Genomic DNA, 15,836 nt, shown 5'->3' on the forward strand with positions numbered 1-15,836 from the left:
TTTTGAATTACCGAGTATACATAGAAAGGAACCCTACTATCATTTATTATAAACAATAATCTGACTTTTGTGAATGAAAACAATTTACTAAAATATAATTATTATGCAATTACTTAATTAATTCTACAATCCAGATGAATAGATATGCGATTCCAGCTCCAATTAAAGGCCCTACTGCAACCCCTTTAAATACCGCTACAGACAGTACAGTACCTAGTACTAATGCTGCTGTTATTTGTGGACTAGTTGCTAATAATTGTACTCCACCTTTTGCCAAAAGAGCTACGGCGATACCAGAGAGTAGTGCGATCCAGGCAACAGGGGTTTTTAATGCATCAATCAAATTTTTAAAACCGATTTCACCGGTCGCGATTGGTACTAATACAGCAATTGTAATAATCGTTACGCCTAAATTAATACCTTTTGATTGCATATAAGGAAATACTCGAACTCCTAGAGGAGTATATTTTAGTACTAACAATACTATAATTGAAATAATTAAAGAGTTATTTTTAGCAATTGCACCAATTAATAATAAAGCTAAGAGAAAAACTGTCGATTCACTCATTTGTTAGTATCCCCTTAATGTATAATTTATTAATAAATACTATCAAACTTTACTATTATAAAAAAATAATTCTTGATAAAATAAGACAAGAGGACTCATTTCACTTTGGAAGGAGGTAAAAGTTTGAATAGAACTTTAGTTTTTCAAATCATTCGGTTTTTATTTGTAATCGCATGTACTATTTTAGGTCTTTACGTGGCACTATTCATCTCAAAACTTACATACCCATTCATCATTGCTTTAATCATCGCATACCTTTTAAATCCACTAGTAAATTTATTAAACGAAAAAGCAAGAATACCAAGAGGAATAGCAGCATTTTTATCAATTATTTTACTATTAGCTGTTCTAGCAGGATTATTTACATTACTAATTACGGAAATCATTTCAGGTTCAACCTATTTAATTCAAGTAGTTCCAGAAAGCTTTGAACGATTAATTTATTTCGTTGAAAATATTGTTACTGATAAGGTAATTCCTTTATATGACTTAATTATGAGTAAGTATAGTCAACTCGGTGCTGGTCAACAACAAACGATTCGCACAAATATACAATCGATTGGCGATTCTGCAATTAATCTAGGAAAAGAAGCATTAAACGGAATTATTGTAGGGATTAAATTAGTAATCGCTTTATTACCAAATACTGCTACTTTAATATTCGTTTCCTTATTAGCAACATTCTTTATTAGTAAAGATTGGTACAAAATAAAAAATTTATTCGCAAAATATACTCCAGATCGAATTCAACATTACAGCAAAACAATTTTTATTGATTTACGAAAAGCTTTATTTGGTTTTATTAAAGCACATATCACTCTTATTTCTATGACGACAGTGCTAGTCTTAATCGGATTATTGATATTAAGAATTCCTTTCGCAATCACTATAGCTATTCTAATCGGTTTCATCGACTTACTTCCTTACTTAGGAACTGGCTTAATTTTCGTACCTTGGATCTTATATACGTTTTTGTCTAGCGATTATAAATTAACGATTGGTCTCGCAATTTTATATGGTGTTGTAATTGTCCAACGTCAACTTGCAGAGCCAAAAGTTCTATCTTCAAATATTGGATTACAACCACTTCCTACTTTAATCTCGTTATTTGTTGGTTTTAAATTTTTTGGTTTACTAGGATTGATAGCCGGTCCAGTAACCTTAGTAATTTTATCAACCTTGTATCGAGCAAGAGTCTTCCATGAACTTTGGTATTATATTAGAGGTTCGAATTAAAACTGTTTCTATTATCAAGTCTTAAAAAAAAAAGCCCATGTGAACGAATAGTTCCATGGGCTTCTTATCGTTAAATCTATAATATTGATTAATAGACTGTAATCGTCTTAGGTGCACTACTCTTACCTTTCCCATCCTTTGAAGGGACAGTCAGCTTCGTTCCCTTTTTTTGTTTCTGGATTTTAACCTTAAAGTCTCCATTACTGTTTGACTTTGCACTATATGATCATGTCCCAATCTTTACTAAAAAAGATAAGGAATCATGTTGATCCCTATCTTTTGATTATGATTTACTACTTTTTTATAAATCCTGTCCAAACAACATTACCTTTTAGCTTTTTCATTACAAAATAAATAAGTTGTTGAACAAATTTGATTCTAATTGGTTTAATTAGCAACACGATTGCTAGTAAGTCGGTAATTGGTCCTGGAATAAAAAATAGGAGTCCAATTAGGAAAAATGATAATCCCTCTATCATGATTAAATCTGGCATTTTGCCTGCCTGGATCTGTTCTCCGGCTTGTTGTTTAACTGTAACCCAAACGGTTCTCATGATATATATACCAATCAAAAGCGTACCGATTAGCCAAAGAAATACTGATAAGGAACCAATTACTCTACCAAGTAATGTTAAACAGATTAAATCAATTAATGGGATTAACAATAGCCAACCAACAAGTTTTTTCATGATAGTTTCACCTCTTGCTTCGAATTAAAAATATCTCTTAATAATCTTATTCATGTCAAAAAATAAAGAGAAGGAAACTTTGTCCTTCTCTTTATTATATCTTAAAATATGCTTTTATGTCCTGTACTAACTATTCCTCTTGAAGCATCTACTGTAACAGCTTGACCGTTTACTAAGATGTTTGTTGCATTTTCAACTCCAACAATTACTGGAATTCCTAAGCTAACACCTACTACTGCAGCATGGCTAGTTAATCCACCTTCTTCAGTAATAATAGCTGCTGCTCTTTCAATCGCTGGCATCATGTCTCTATCTGTACTATTTGTTACAAGAATACTTCCTGGTGTAACTTTCGAAACAGCTTCTTCACCAGTTTTTGCGATGACAACTTTTCCTGCAGCAGTTTTTCGACCAATACCTTGACCTTGAGCGATCACGTCACCTACTACATGGATTTTCATCATATTTGTCATACCTGTTTCACCAATTGGTAATCCAGCAGTAATGATGACAGTATCACCATTTGACACGAATTTAGCGTCTTGAGCCGCTTCCATAGCATGTTGTAACATTTCATCAGTTGAGTTTGCTCTTTCTCTATATTCAGTTTGAACTCCCCAAACTAACGTTAAACGACGACAAATACGAATATCAGATGTAATAGCTAAAATAGGAGCTTTTGGACGATATTTTGAAATCATTTTCGCAGTATGTCCACTCTCCGTAGGAGCAATAATTGCAGCTACTTTTAAATTTAAAGCCGTTGCTGCAACCGATTGACCAATAGCATCTGTAATCGTTCCTTTATTTTCTCTTTGACGCTTTTTAAATAATTCTTCGTATTGTAAGCTTTTTTCAATTCGAAGTGCAATTGAGTTCATCATTGAAACAGATTCGATTGGATATGACCCTGCAGCTGTTTCTCCTGATAACATAATTGCATCAGTTCCATCAAGAATGGCATTTGCAACGTCACTTGCCTCTGCTCGAGTTGGTCGAGGATTACGTTGCATTGAATCTAACATTTGAGTAGCTGTAATTACTGGCTTACCTAAGTTATTACATTTTTTAATTAATAGTTTTTGAACGATTGGTACCTCTTCTGGTGGAATTTCTACACCCATATCACCACGTGCAACCATTAAACCATCTGAAACCTCAAGAATTTCATCGATATTATCGATCCCTTCTTGGTTTTCGATTTTCGGTATAATTTGAATATACTCAGCGCCATGTTTACCTAAAAGCTCACGAATTTCTAATACATCAGAAGCTTTACGAACGAAAGATGCAGCAATAAAATCAACCTTTTGTTCAATACCAAATTCGATATCGCTTATATCTTTTTCAGTAATACCAGGTAGATTTACACGTACATTTGGTACGTTTACACCCTTTTTATTTTTAACTAAACCGCTGTTTAACACTTTAGTACGAATTTCATTTCCTTCAATACCGATTACTTCTAATCCTATTAATCCATCATCGATAAGAATTCTAGAACCAACATGTACGTCATCAATTAAACCTTCGTAAGAAACTGCAAATTTTTCTGCTGTACCTACTACTGGTTCCGTAGTAATAATAACTTCATTTCCAGTTTTTAATTCTGCTTGGCCACCTTCAAAATCTAAAGTACGAATTTCTGGACCTTTTGTATCTAAAAGAATCGCTACAGTTCTACCAGTTTTTTTTGAAGCCTCGCGGATACTTGTAATTCTTGCAGCATGCTCTTCATGAGAACCATGTGAGAAGTTTAAACGTGCTACGTTCATTCCTGCATTAATTAACTCTACTAATTTTTCTACCGATTCACTAGCAGGACCGATCGTACAAACTATTTTTGTTTTACGCATTTTTTACCCTCCAAATTTATATAAAACTCTATACTATTACGAAATATATGAAATCGATTGCCCAATTAAATCTATCTAATTAAATTGAAAGTTCTTGAGATAATTGATACATATCTTGATCAAGTTCATGCTTTTTAGATAGTGCTTCGATAATGTCATGATCAACTAACTTATTATTTTGGATTCCAACACACCGTCCACCTTTGCCCTCCATAAGTAGTTCAACCGCTCTTGCCCCTAGACGACTTGCTAAAACTCGATCAGCAGCACTTGGTGAACCACCACGTTGAACATGTCCTAAAACTGTTACACGTGTGTCAAAGTGAGTTCGTTCTTGTATTACTTTACCAATTTCAATTGCACTACCGACGCCTTCTGCAACTACAATGATACTATGTTTTTTTCCACGCTCACTACCGCGGTTTAATTTACTAATAATATCATCCATATCATAATCACATTCAGGTATTAAAATCGTTTCTGCTCCATCAGCTAAACCTGCCCATAATGCAATGTCACCTGCATTACGACCCATAACTTCAATTACATATGTACGCTCATGTGATGTGGCAGTATCACGAATTTTATCAATCGCATCGATAACAGTGTTTAATGCTGTATCGAATCCAATTGTAAAGTCTGTACCTGGAATATCATTATCAATTGTACCTGGAACACCAACGCAAGGATAACCATGTTCAGTCAGCTTCTTTGCACCTTGATATGATCCATCTCCACCAATAACAACTAATCCTTCAATTCCAAACTTTTTAAGCTGCTCGATCCCTTTCATTTGCCCTTCTAATGTTTTAAATTCAGGACAACGTGCACTAAGTAGTTTTGTCCCACCACGATGAATAATATCACCAACAGAACCTAACTCTAGCTTCTCAATATTTCCATTAATAAGACCAGAATATCCTTGGTATACACCATAAACTTCTAGACCATGAAAAATCGCTTTCCTTACAACTGCACGTACAGCAGCGTTCATTCCTGGAGAGTCTCCCCCACTAGTTAATACGCCAATTCTTTTCATTATGTATTCACCTCAATGATTTTACCTTATGTCTTTATTCATTTTAATAAAGTACCATGTAATGCCTATTTAAACAATAGAAATAATGTGAACTTTTTCATAAACTTTTTTAATGAATGAAACACTTTTAAAAAGTATGACGATATCTTTATGCATATTGCTATTTTTTACTAATTTTATAAAAAAAATACAAAAAGAGCATGCTAACATATTGTTTCACACACTCTAGAAGTTAAACTAAATATTATTGGTTAAAAGAAATTTTCCCTAACTTTGCGTGTTTTTCATATCGTTGTTGAACTAGCTCTTCTTTATCCATAATTAACAGTGACTTTAATGTTTCGTATAAGTACTTGTCGATATATTTAGCCTGTTGTTCAACATCATTTTGTGCTCCACCTTTTACTTCAGGAATAATTTGGTCAACTACACCTAGTTCTAATAAGTCTGGAGCTGTAATTTTCATTGTTTCAGCTGCTCTACGTGCTTGTGAAGAATCTTTCCATAATAATGCTGCTGCACCTTCTGGTGAAATAACAGAGTAAGTTGAGTTTTCTAGCATCAGTAACTTATTACCAATTCCTAATGCTAACGCTCCACCACTACCACCTTCGCCAATTACGATACAAATAGTAGGTACTTTTAAGCCTGCCATTTCAAAAATATTTCGGGCAATTGCTTCACTTTGTCCACGCTCTTCAGCTGCCTTACCAGGATATGCACCTTTTGTATCGATAAACGCGATAATTGGTCTGTTAAATTTCTCTGCTTGTTTCATTAAACGAAGTGCTTTTCGGTACCCTTCTGGATGTGGCATACCGAAATTACGTCTAATATTTTCTTTTGTATCTTTACCACGTTGATGTCCAACGACAGTAACTGGTAATCCACGGTAAGATGCGATACCTGAAACAATTGCAGCATCGTCTCCAAATAATCGATCACCATGGCACTCAAAGAAATCTGTAAATAATCTATTAACATAATCTAAAGTAGTTGGTCGTTCTGGATGTCTAGCAACTTGTACACGATCCCAAACTCCCATGTTACCGTATATTTCATTTTCTAAGGTTTTTAAACGTTCTTCTAAACGTCTGATTTCTTCAGAAAAATCAACATCATGTTGACTCGTATAAACCTTAAGTTCGTCTATTTTCGTCTTTAGTTCATGAATCGGTTTTTCGAATTCTAACATAACCACTATTGCAAGACACCCCCTTGATGTAAGTTAAGGATTGTAAATAATTTTGAACGTAATTCTAATCGTGAAATAACTGCATCAAGCTGACCATGATTTAAAAGAAATTCTGCAGTTTGGAAGTCTTCAGGTAGTTCTTCACGGATTGTTTGCTCAATAATACGTCTACCAGCAAAACCAATTAAAGCACCAGGCTCAGCAAAGTTAAAATCGCCTAAAGATGCAAAACTAGCAGAAACTCCACCTGTAGTTGGATTTGTCATAATTGAAATTGCTAAATAACCTAGCTCGCTATGTTTTTTAAGCGCAGCACTAGTTTTTGCCATTTGCATTAAACTTAAAATACCTTCCTGCATACGAGCTCCGCCAGATGCAGTAAAAATAATAAATGGTGAACCGTCAGATGAAGCTCGCTCAACTGCACGAGTTATTTTCTCTCCGACAACAGATCCCATACTTCCCATTCGGAATCGTGCATCCATAACTGCAATTACAACAGGAATTCCGTCGATTTTTCCTTTTCCTGTAACAATCGCCTCGTTAAGCTCTGTTTTTTTACGATCCCCTTCAAGCTTCTCTATGTAATCAGGGAAGTGTAAAGGATTTGCAGAAACCATATTTTGATCAAACTCTTCAAAAGTATCTTCATCAATTAAGCTTTCAATTCTTTCGAATGCTGTCATTTGATGATGATATCCACAACTATTACAAACTTTTAGGTTTTTTATTAATTCTTTTGTAATACTAATTTTTTTACATTTAGGACATTTTGTCATAACACCGTCAGGTAAATCTTGTCTCATTACTTCTGAAGGTATAGATGCATATTTTTTCTTTTTGGAAAATAAGTCTTTTATTTGCAACCTAATTCCTCCTAACTTTTTTAGTACTAAATACTAATAGGATACTATAAATGTTATACACTTTTTGTTAACATTTGTCGATAAAATTCAGCTAAATTTCGTCATTTCAACCATTTAACAAACTTGAACTTTGTAGAAAATCCTTAAAAATTAATTTATACAATTTTTATGAAATTCCTTTAATTTCCAACAATCTCTGCGCTTTTTTACCACATCTAATTATTATATCAGATAAAAAAGGATAGTACTACATTACTTAATTTTAGTATTGTAATACTATCCCCATTAATATTGATATCTGGTAATAAAACTATTTAATTAAAGCTAGTTTTTTTGTTTTTTCTTCGATTTCTTTCGGGTCAACATTCAGTCTCGCAACCCCTGTTTCCATTGCAGCTTTTGCTACACTAGCAGCTACTTTTGGAGCCACTCGAGGATCAAATGGTGCTGGAATAATAAAATCTGGAGATAGATCAGATTCACTTACTAAGCTTGCAATTGCATTTACTGCAGCAATTTTCATCTCTTCATTAATATGTGTAGCACGTACATCTAATGCTCCACGGAAAATTCCTGGGAATGCAAGAACGTTATTTACTTGGTTAGGATAATCACTTCGACCAGTACCGATTACTAAAGCCCCTGCTTCTTTCGCATCTTCAGGCATAATTTCTGGATCAGGATTAGCCATTGCAAAAATAATAGGATTTTCATTCATTGAACGAACCATTTCTTGAGTTACTGCTCCTTTTACAGAAACCCCAATAAATACGTCCGCCCCTTCAAGAGCTTCTTTAAGACTACCTTGAATTTTATCTTTATTTGTATATTTTGCAACTTCATTTTTTACGCTATTCATACCATTTGGACGACCTTCGTAAATCGCACCTTTTGTATCACACATAATAATTTGGCGAACACCAAAACGATACAATAATTTTAATATAGCAATACCTGCAGCTCCTGCACCATTAAGGACCACTTTAATATCAGCCATATTTTTATTCACTATTTTTAAAGCATTTACTAAACCTGCAAGCGTAACGATAGCCGTTCCATGTTGATCATCATGGAATATTGGAATATTTGTTTCACGCTTTAAGCGTTCTTCAATAATAAAGCAGTTTGGAGCTGCAATATCCTCTAAATTTATTCCACCAAATGTAGGTTCTAATAATTTTACTGTTTGAATGATTTGCTCTACATCTTGCGTATTTAAGCAGATTGGAAATGCATCAACACCAGCAAAGCTTTTAAATAACGCAGCTTTACCTTCCATTACAGGTAATGCAGCTTCTGGTCCAATATTACCTAGTCCAAGAACGGCAGATCCATCCGAAACTACACCAACCATATTACCTTTCATTGTGTATTCATACACTCTGCTTTTTTCTTCGTAAATTTCTTTACACGGCTCGGCAACACCTGGTGAGTACGCTAAACTTAGTTCTTTAGCATTTGTAACTGGCACCTTAGAAACTGTTTCTAATTTACCTTGATGTACTCTATGCATATGTAATGCTTCTTCACTTAATAATGACAAACTATTCACTCTCCCTAATGTTGACGAGTTGACTTTTCAACTGTATATTTCTTAGTGATTTTCTCTTTAAAAGGTAAAATTTTCTTTTTGTATGATATCACATGTATGTTAATAATAAATAGTTTAGAGAAGAATGTCTATTTCTTTAATACAACATTTGCATCCCCGACAATATTTCTTAACATCGAAAGACAATTCACAGAAGGATTCACATAATAGTGTTCAGATAATTGAACAGCTTTTTTATCTTCTTCATAGTAAAGCACAACTTTCGCATGCCCTTTAAACTTAGAGATTGTTTGCTGTATTGTGTAGGAAATATTTTTATTAGTATGTCCCGTTATTTTAATAAATAAAGTATACTTCTTTTGGTCGTTTATTTCTTCCATTTCTTCGATTGTATGGACTTCATTTATTATTAATTGTTTTCTTTCATCCCGTTCATCAACTTTTGCTTTAACTACAACTACTTCTTTTTCTTTTAATTTATGACGGTATTTTTCAAAAGTAGTTGGAAATACAACAGCATCAATTGATGAACTTAAATCTTCAACTTGTAAAAAAGCCATATGCTGTTGTTTTTTTGTTTTTGTAATCCTTAAATCCTTAATATAGACGAACAGCAGATGCTCTGTATCTTTCTTCATCATAATTGATGAAATAGTCCCGGCATCACTATCATTAAGCAACTTCTCGTATTGACTAATCGGATGACCTGATAAATAAGTACCTAAAGCCTGTTTTTCAAGTTCAAGCTTAATTGAAACTTTCATTGGCTCCACTTTAATAATCTCCGGTTTAGGCACAAAATCTTCATCAAGAAATAAATCAAATTGATCTTCATTTTCAGGTCTTACTATATCCACGTAATCAAAAATCATATCTATATTTGCTAACAGTGTTGCACGGTCGAGCTCAAACTCATCAAAGCATCCCGAAAAAATTAAATTTTCTATACTTTTTCGGTTTAATGCTTTTGGTGAAATTTTAATGCACACTTCAAAAAAATCTTTATATGGTCGCTTTTGTAGAATTTCTCTTACAGTTGCCATTCCTATATTTTTTATAGCTAATAAACTATATCGAATTCCATTTCCTTCAACTACAAATGCATATTGACTTTTATTGATTGAAGGTGGATAGATTGGGATCCCTTTCAATTTTGCTTCACCAATATAATTCGATACTTTCTCTTCACTTCCTATAAAACTCGATAAAAGTGCTGCATAAAATTCTAGAGGAAAATTCGCCTTTAAATATGCAAGTTGATATGCAATCATACTATACGCTACAGCATGACTCCGATTAAATCCATAGTTAGCAAATTGGACAATTAAATCGTATACTTCATTTGCAACTTGTTCATCATAACCTTTAGCTATTGCACCTTCTACAAAATGAATTCTTTCTTCATCTAAAACTTCCTTCTTCTTTTTACTTACAGCTCTTCGAAGTAAGTCTGCTTCACTTAAAGTAAACCCTGAAAGAGTTGAAGCAATTTGCATGATTTGCTCTTGATATATGATTACGCCATATGTTGGTTTTAATATTTTTTCTAAAACTGGATGAGGATACGTAACCTTCTCTAATCCATGTTTATATTGAATAAATCTAGGGATTTGCTCCATTGGACCTGGACGATATAACGCGTTTACAGCCACTATATCTTCAAACTGATTAGGCTGTAATTGCTGTAGTACTCTTCTCATCCCTGATGATTCTAGCTGAAATACGCCTGAGGTATCTCCTTTACTAAGAATTTCAAATGTTTTTAAATCTTGTAACGGAATTTCTTCCAAATTAATTACTTCACCTTTTGCTTCATAAATTAATCGACAGACCTCTTCCAATAAACTTAAGTTACGTAGGCCAAGGAAGTCCATCTTTACTAATCCAAGTTCTTCAAGGATTTCTGCAGGATATTGTGTTAAAAAAACTCCATGATTCCCCGCTTGTAATGGGACAACATTTGTTAAAGGAAGTTCAGAAATAATAACACCTGCTGCATGGATGCTTGTATGACGAGGTAATCCTTCAACTTGGCAAGCTACCTCAAATATCCTTTTATGAATACCAGAATGTTCAACATGACTTTTAAATGCCTTTGATTGCTCATAGACATCTTTTAATCCTAGCGATGATGATGGAATTAGCTTCGAAAACCGATCTATTTCAGTTGGCGTAAGCCCCATTACCCTGGCAATATCTCGAATGGCCGCTTTTGCTCCTAATGTTCCAAATGTAATAATTTGTGCAACATGCACATCACCATATTTTGAAGCTACATAATCAATCATTTCATCTCGTCGATGATCTGGAAAGTCAATATCAATATCTGGCATTGTAATTCTTTCTTCATTTAAAAATCGTTCAAATAGTAAATTATAATGTATTGGGTCTACATTCGTAATTTTTAATACATAAGCCACTAAAGATCCCGCGGCGGAACCACGTCCTGGTCCAACAAATATCCCTTGTTCAAGTGCATATTTAATAAAGTCCCAAACAATGAGGAAATAATCATTAAACCCCATCTTATTGATTGTATTTAACTCAAATTCTAATCTTTGTTTAAGTTCATCATTTATTTCCCCGTACCGCTCAATCATGCCATTTTCACAAACCATTTTTAAGTATTCCACTGTTGAATATTCATCAGGTACTGGATACTTAGGCAATAACGGCTGATGAAACGGAATCGTTACATTACATATATCTGAAATATGTATAGTGTTTTGAAATGCTTCTTCTTCATCAGAAAACAACTTCAATAATTCGGCTTTTGATTTATAATAATATTCGTTCGAATGTAATCTTGGTCTTGATTCGTCCGATAACTTAGTACCATTTTTAACTGAAAATAAAGCATCTTGAATAAGTGCATCCTCTTTTTCAATATATCGAACATCATTTGTAACAACTAAACTGATGTTTGTTTCTTTTTGTACTTGTTTAATTAATGGATATAGCGAACGATTTTCAGGTAAACCGTGATCTTGAATACTGACAAAAAAGTGATCGAAAATTGATTGATACTCTTTTACATGAACAATAGCTCTTTCGATTTCTCCATTCAATAGTAAGTTTTCAATTTCTCCCTCAATTCCTGGTGTAATAGCAATCACGCCGTTACTATATGCCGATAACCACTTTTTAGGAATTCCTTCTGGTGATTTTGTCCCTATTATACTTGTAAGTTTTAAAAGGTTTTGATAACCATTCAAATCTTTCGCTAGTAAAATCATCGGAAAAGACTGATGTTCATCCATTAAAATTGAGATTTTCACCCCAATAATTGGCTTAATCCCTGCTTTTTTACACGCATGATAAAAAGGAATTACCCCGTACATGACATTTTCATCTGCAATAGCAAGCGCAGGATGTCCTTCTCTAACAGCAGCATTAATTAATTCATCTATTTTACATGCGCTTTGCAATAAACTATAAGAACTTTGAACTTGCAAATGAACAAAACTCATCTACATTCCTCCTTACCATCATTTCAATATAATCTATTCTATCACAAAATACGAACTTACATTCTATTTTTGTTCGTGGAAAATAAAACAAATCTTTTATTTTAAACTTACTTTTAATACTCATCATACACATAACACTTTGTCCATATATATTAATTGAGGGAGTGAGGACAATTGGAGCTTAAGTTGCCATTTATACCAGCATTAATTTCAATGTATTTTATTTCATTAGGAATCATAATAGGTGGATCGATCATTGGTTCAATCGGTTACTACATCATTGGACAGCCACCACTTAGCAGCATGTATGATTTATCAATGAAGTTACGAATTTGGGCAATTGTTGGGGCGATTGGCGGAACATTTGATACATTCTATAGTTTTGAAAAAGGATTATTTGAAGGAGAAACTATCGAATTTATTAAGCAAATTTTCATGATTATAGCCGCCATGGGAGGAACTCATACCGGTACAATCATTATCCAATGGTTTACAGGAGAACATGTTTAATGAAAGCTCCTCCAGAACAACTCTCCCACGCTTGGGCAAAATTTTTTGTAGGCATATTTTTCGGGTTTATCATTAGTTGGCTTGTCTTTATTTATTTTTATGGTGTGACTGAAGAAGAACAAGTAAAACAAATATCTGAATTGAAAATGCTCAATAAACAATATTTAAGAGATAAAAATATATTTATTGAAAATATGGAGCGTATGAACAAGGAAAAGAAACGAAATTTAACAGTTCAAGATATCAAAGTGACAATTTTAAATTATAAACAATACAATTTAAATGCCTTTACTAATAATCAACTAATTACTGATGTAAAGGATGACCTAAGTAATTTACTGACTCAAGATATAAAAAGCGTTTCTCAAAATCGGGAATTATTAAGACGTGCAATCGAAAACAAAGTTTATATTAAAGATGATCGACGATTTAAACTTGAAATAGATACAATCTACTTTGATACCGTATTAGAAATCACATTAAAAATAAAAAGCACAAAATAAATGAGAGGCTAGTATTTGAATAGCCTCTCAAATTTATTTTTTAAGCTTTATTTTTCTTCCCTACAAACCTTTTTTAATTCTTCCACTACTTTTTCTGCTTCTTCCCATGAGAAGACTTTCGCTCCAGATGCAAGCGGATGTCCACCTCCGTTAAACATAGCAGCTACTCCATTTATAACTGGTCCTTTTGAACGTAGACGTACTCGAATTAAATCATCTTCTTCTAAAAAGATAACCCAAGCTTTTACCCCTTTTATATGTCCAAGTGAACTTACAGCCAATGAAGCTTGTTCAGAGTTTACATTGTATTCATCCATTAGAGCCTTTGTCATGTTTATATGACCGACTCCTTCCTCTGTAAGTTTAAAATTTTGAAGAACATATCCATTTAAATGAGCCATCTCAATTGATGTTTCATACATATTGTCATATATTTCATTAATAGAAAAATCCTTTTTTATCAAATTACTAGCTGCATGAAAAGTTCTTTCTGTTGTACTTGGAAATAAGAATCTTCCTGTATCTCCAATAATCCCCGCATAAATTAGTCTCGCAGCTTTGTCAGTTACCACTAATTGTTCGTTACTACTCTCTGCCAGTTCAAACATTAACTCACTTGTTGAACTTGCAGTAGTATCTACATGCATAATGTCACCGTATGGATCTACATTCGGATGATGGTCAATTTTAATCAGTTTCTTTCCAGTTGAATATCTAGCATCATCTACTCGTTCAGTATTTGCAGTGTCACAAACAATGACAAGTGCTTCCTTATATTCTTCATCTTCAATTTGATCCATTTTATATAAATACTCTAGAGATTGTGGCAAATGTCCTACTACATATACTTTTTTTGCAGGATAACTTGCTTTAATCATCTCTGCTAAACCGCACTGTGAACCAATTGCATCTGGATCTGGGCGAACATGTCGATGAATTATTATCGTATCAAACATATGTATATCTTTTAAAATTTGTTCTTTCAACATTAAACTCTCCTTTATATGAAAACTTTTGAAATATAGTTTCTATGACTGTAAAATAGAATTATGTATTAGTCATTGAAAGGTGGAAGCTAAGTGAATAGCATTGCAACAATCGTAATTATATCTTTTCTATTCTTCTTATTTTACGTTACCAAATTTTTCTTTACAAGCGAACTATTAACAAAAAAAATTGCAGGATCACGTGCAAGATTAACTTTTGGATTATTCTTATTGCTTTACGGTATAAATCAAATGGTAGCAAAGCTTGAATTAATAACAATTTGTGTCGGTATTCTTTTCATTCTATTTGGTGCAGCAAATCTATATCGTGGATACTTACAAAATAAGCATTATAAAGCAATTGAAAATAAACAAACTGTTTAATCTTATAGTAATCTAGAAAGTGAGAAAACTTACATGATGACTGAAGAACTATTTTCATCAAAATTTGATGAACTAGTAGAATTATCACATTCTAGTATTAAACTTCAAAAACTACTTACTTTTGCAGAAGAATTAGAGAATCAAGAGGAATGGGGATATCTATATTACGTTAATATGGAATTAGCAGAAACTGCTTTTTCTATTGGTGAAATAGACTTATTTATTGATACCTTTTTGTGGTGTGTAGATTTATATGATCAAAACGAAGAACGTATCGAGCAAGAGCAGATCCTATGGCTGTACAAGTGGTTGTTAGAAATAATACCTCAGTCCCTCAGATTCTCGTTAGAAGAAATTCACCATTATTTCGAGGATTTTAAGAATCGTTTAGTAATTGCTAACTATTCTTTAAGACCTTATTTTCAAGCTCTATTTATAATGAACTTATATTTAAATCAAATTGATTACGCAAAACAAAACTATCAACTATATAAAAAATCTCCAAGGGATCATTTAAGTAATTGTGAAAAGTGTGAAATGTATGGTGAAATGATTTATTTACTAAAAACTGATCATCTTCAAGAAGCGTTAAATTTACAAAATAAAATAATGAATAGCTCAGTTGATTGTGACGAAGCGGTTCACAAATCATACTCAAAATTACTGCTTCCTTTATTGGAACAAAGCAAAATAGATGAAGCATTAATTATTCAACAAAAAGCTTATTTTGTAACATACAATCGCACAAAATACATTCCTGAACTAAGTGAACAAATGATTTTTTTAACTTTTTGTGATTCTGACAGAGCAATTGAATTGTTTTATAAACATGTTGATCTATGTGATAATCTTTCGAATCTATCATATAAATTTGAGTTTTGGCTAGCAGCATTATTTATGGCGAAAAAATTGAAAATAAATGAAGATGAATTTATTTATGACTTAGAGAAATTAGAGAAAATTGTATATGACTTAGCAAAAG

General features: G+C 33.0%; 14 protein-coding genes and 1 pseudogene. 5 read left to right on the forward strand and 10 right to left on the reverse strand.

The window, feature by feature from the left end; all coding sequences use genetic code 11:
• Positions 1-109: 109 nt before the first annotated feature.
• Positions 110-568 (reverse strand): DUF441 domain-containing protein, encoded by a 459-nt coding sequence (locus CN514_RS08390; RefSeq protein WP_098232209.1) that lies wholly within the window; start codon positions 566-568, stop codon positions 110-112.
• Between the two features lie 123 nt (positions 569-691).
• On the opposite strand from CN514_RS08390, the gene ytvI reads away from it, so the two are divergent.
• Positions 692-1,804: a sporulation integral membrane protein YtvI gene (gene ytvI / locus CN514_RS08395; protein ID WP_098232210.1), complete on the forward strand. Its 1,113-nt coding sequence runs from the start codon at positions 692-694 to the stop codon at positions 1,802-1,804.
• Positions 1,805-1,892: 88 nt separating this feature from the next.
• Here the strand turns inward: ytvI and CN514_RS26800 are convergent.
• The 8 genes and pseudogenes from CN514_RS26800 to dnaE all read right to left on the reverse strand — a co-directional run.
• A pseudogene (locus CN514_RS26800) lies at positions 1,893-2,012 on the reverse strand (Ig-like domain-containing protein); the annotation flags it as partial.
• A gap of 85 nt (positions 2,013-2,097) precedes the next feature.
• Positions 2,098-2,493, reverse strand: coding sequence for an FxsA family protein (locus CN514_RS08400; protein ID WP_098232211.1), 396 nt, complete (start codon positions 2,491-2,493; stop codon positions 2,098-2,100).
• A 101-nt stretch (positions 2,494-2,594) separates the two neighbouring features.
• Positions 2,595-4,349 (reverse strand): pyruvate kinase, encoded by a 1,755-nt coding sequence (gene pyk, locus CN514_RS08405; RefSeq protein ID WP_098232212.1) that lies wholly within the window; start codon positions 4,347-4,349, stop codon positions 2,595-2,597.
• A 79-nt stretch (positions 4,350-4,428) separates the two neighbouring features.
• Complete coding sequence (gene pfkA / locus CN514_RS08410; protein ID WP_098232213.1) at positions 4,429-5,388, reverse strand: 6-phosphofructokinase; 960 nt, start codon at positions 5,386-5,388, stop codon at positions 4,429-4,431.
• Positions 5,389-5,632: 244 nt separating this feature from the next.
• The gene (gene accA, locus CN514_RS08415) at positions 5,633-6,583 is read right to left on the reverse strand and encodes an acetyl-CoA carboxylase carboxyl transferase subunit alpha (protein ID WP_483295005.1); all 951 of its coding nucleotides are present in this window, start codon (positions 6,581-6,583) and stop codon (positions 5,633-5,635) included.
• Positions 6,584-6,588: 5 nt separating this feature from the next.
• Positions 6,589-7,389 carry an acetyl-CoA carboxylase, carboxyltransferase subunit beta gene (gene accD / locus CN514_RS08420; RefSeq protein WP_098232217.1) on the reverse strand — a complete coding sequence of 267 codons (801 nt, stop codon included), beginning with the start codon at positions 7,387-7,389 and terminating at the stop codon, positions 6,589-6,591.
• Between the two features lie 370 nt (positions 7,390-7,759).
• Positions 7,760-8,962, reverse strand: a complete 1,203-nt coding sequence (gene ystJ / locus CN514_RS08425; RefSeq protein WP_176525837.1) for an NADP-dependent malic enzyme — start codon at positions 8,960-8,962, stop codon at positions 7,760-7,762.
• A gap of 167 nt (positions 8,963-9,129) precedes the next feature.
• On the reverse strand, positions 9,130-12,471 hold the full coding sequence (gene dnaE / locus CN514_RS08430) for a DNA polymerase III subunit alpha (RefSeq protein WP_098232216.1): 3,342 nt from the start codon (positions 12,469-12,471) through the stop codon (positions 9,130-9,132).
• Between the two features lie 174 nt (positions 12,472-12,645).
• Here dnaE and ytrH point away from each other — a divergent pair, with 174 nt between their 5' ends.
• Both ytrH and ytrI read left to right on the forward strand, forming a co-directional pair.
• Entirely contained in the window at positions 12,646-12,981 is a 336-nt protein-coding gene (gene ytrH, locus CN514_RS08435; RefSeq protein WP_286141603.1) for a sporulation membrane protein YtrH, read from the forward strand.
• A complete protein-coding gene (gene ytrI / locus CN514_RS08440; protein WP_097979097.1) occupies positions 12,981-13,484 on the forward strand; it encodes a sporulation membrane protein YtrI in 504 nt (167 codons plus the stop codon). Before ytrH ends, ytrI begins: the two co-directional genes overlap by 1 nt.
• A 47-nt stretch (positions 13,485-13,531) precedes the next feature.
• On the opposite strand, the gene CN514_RS08445 is transcribed toward ytrI, so the two are convergent.
• Entirely contained in the window at positions 13,532-14,470 is a 939-nt protein-coding gene (locus CN514_RS08445; RefSeq protein WP_098232219.1) for a DHH family phosphoesterase, read from the reverse strand.
• 93 nt (positions 14,471-14,563) lie between these two features.
• Here CN514_RS08445 and CN514_RS08450 point away from each other — a divergent pair, with 93 nt between their 5' ends.
• Together CN514_RS08450 and CN514_RS08455 are read left to right on the forward strand one after the other, a co-directional pair.
• Positions 14,564-14,854, forward strand: coding sequence for a YtpI family protein (locus CN514_RS08450; protein ID WP_088013444.1), 291 nt, complete (start codon positions 14,564-14,566; stop codon positions 14,852-14,854).
• 33 nt (positions 14,855-14,887) lie between these two features.
• Positions 14,888-15,836: hypothetical protein (locus tag CN514_RS08455; RefSeq protein ID WP_176525834.1), on the forward strand; the 949-nt coding region annotated here is incomplete at its 3' end.

It is taken from the genome of Bacillus sp. AFS001701, assembly GCF_002559405.1.
Lineage (GTDB): Bacteria > Bacillota > Bacilli > Bacillales > Bacillaceae_G > Gottfriedia.

Bases quoted from the DNA above. Each gene is read 5' to 3' on its own strand.
- CN514_RS08390 (WP_098232209.1), bottom strand. From the start codon at position 568: ATGAGTGAATCGACAGTTTTTCTCTTAGCTTTATTATTAATTGGTGCA.
- CN514_RS08400 (WP_098232211.1), bottom strand. From the start codon at position 2,493: ATGAAAAAACTTGTTGGTTGGCTATTGTTAATCCCATTAATTGATTTA.
- pyk (WP_098232212.1), bottom strand. From the start codon at position 4,349: ATGCGTAAAACAAAAATAGTTTGTACGATCGGTCCTGCTAGTGAATCG.
- pfkA (WP_098232213.1), bottom strand. From the start codon at position 5,388: ATGAAAAGAATTGGCGTATTAACTAGTGGGGGAGACTCTCCAGGAATG.
- accA (WP_483295005.1), bottom strand. From the start codon at position 6,583: ATGTTAGAATTCGAAAAACCGATTCATGAACTAAAGACGAAAATAGAC.
- accD (WP_098232217.1), bottom strand. From the start codon at position 7,389: ATGAGACAAGATTTACCTGACGGTGTTATGACAAAATGTCCTAAATGT.
- ystJ (WP_176525837.1), bottom strand. From the start codon at position 8,962: ATGCATAGAGTACATCAAGGTAAATTAGAAACAGTTTCTAAGGTGCCA.
- dnaE (WP_098232216.1), bottom strand. From the start codon at position 12,471: ATGAGTTTTGTTCATTTGCAAGTTCAAAGTTCTTATAGTTTATTGCAA.
- ytrI (WP_097979097.1), top strand. From the start codon at position 12,981: ATGAAAGCTCCTCCAGAACAACTCTCCCACGCTTGGGCAAAATTTTTT.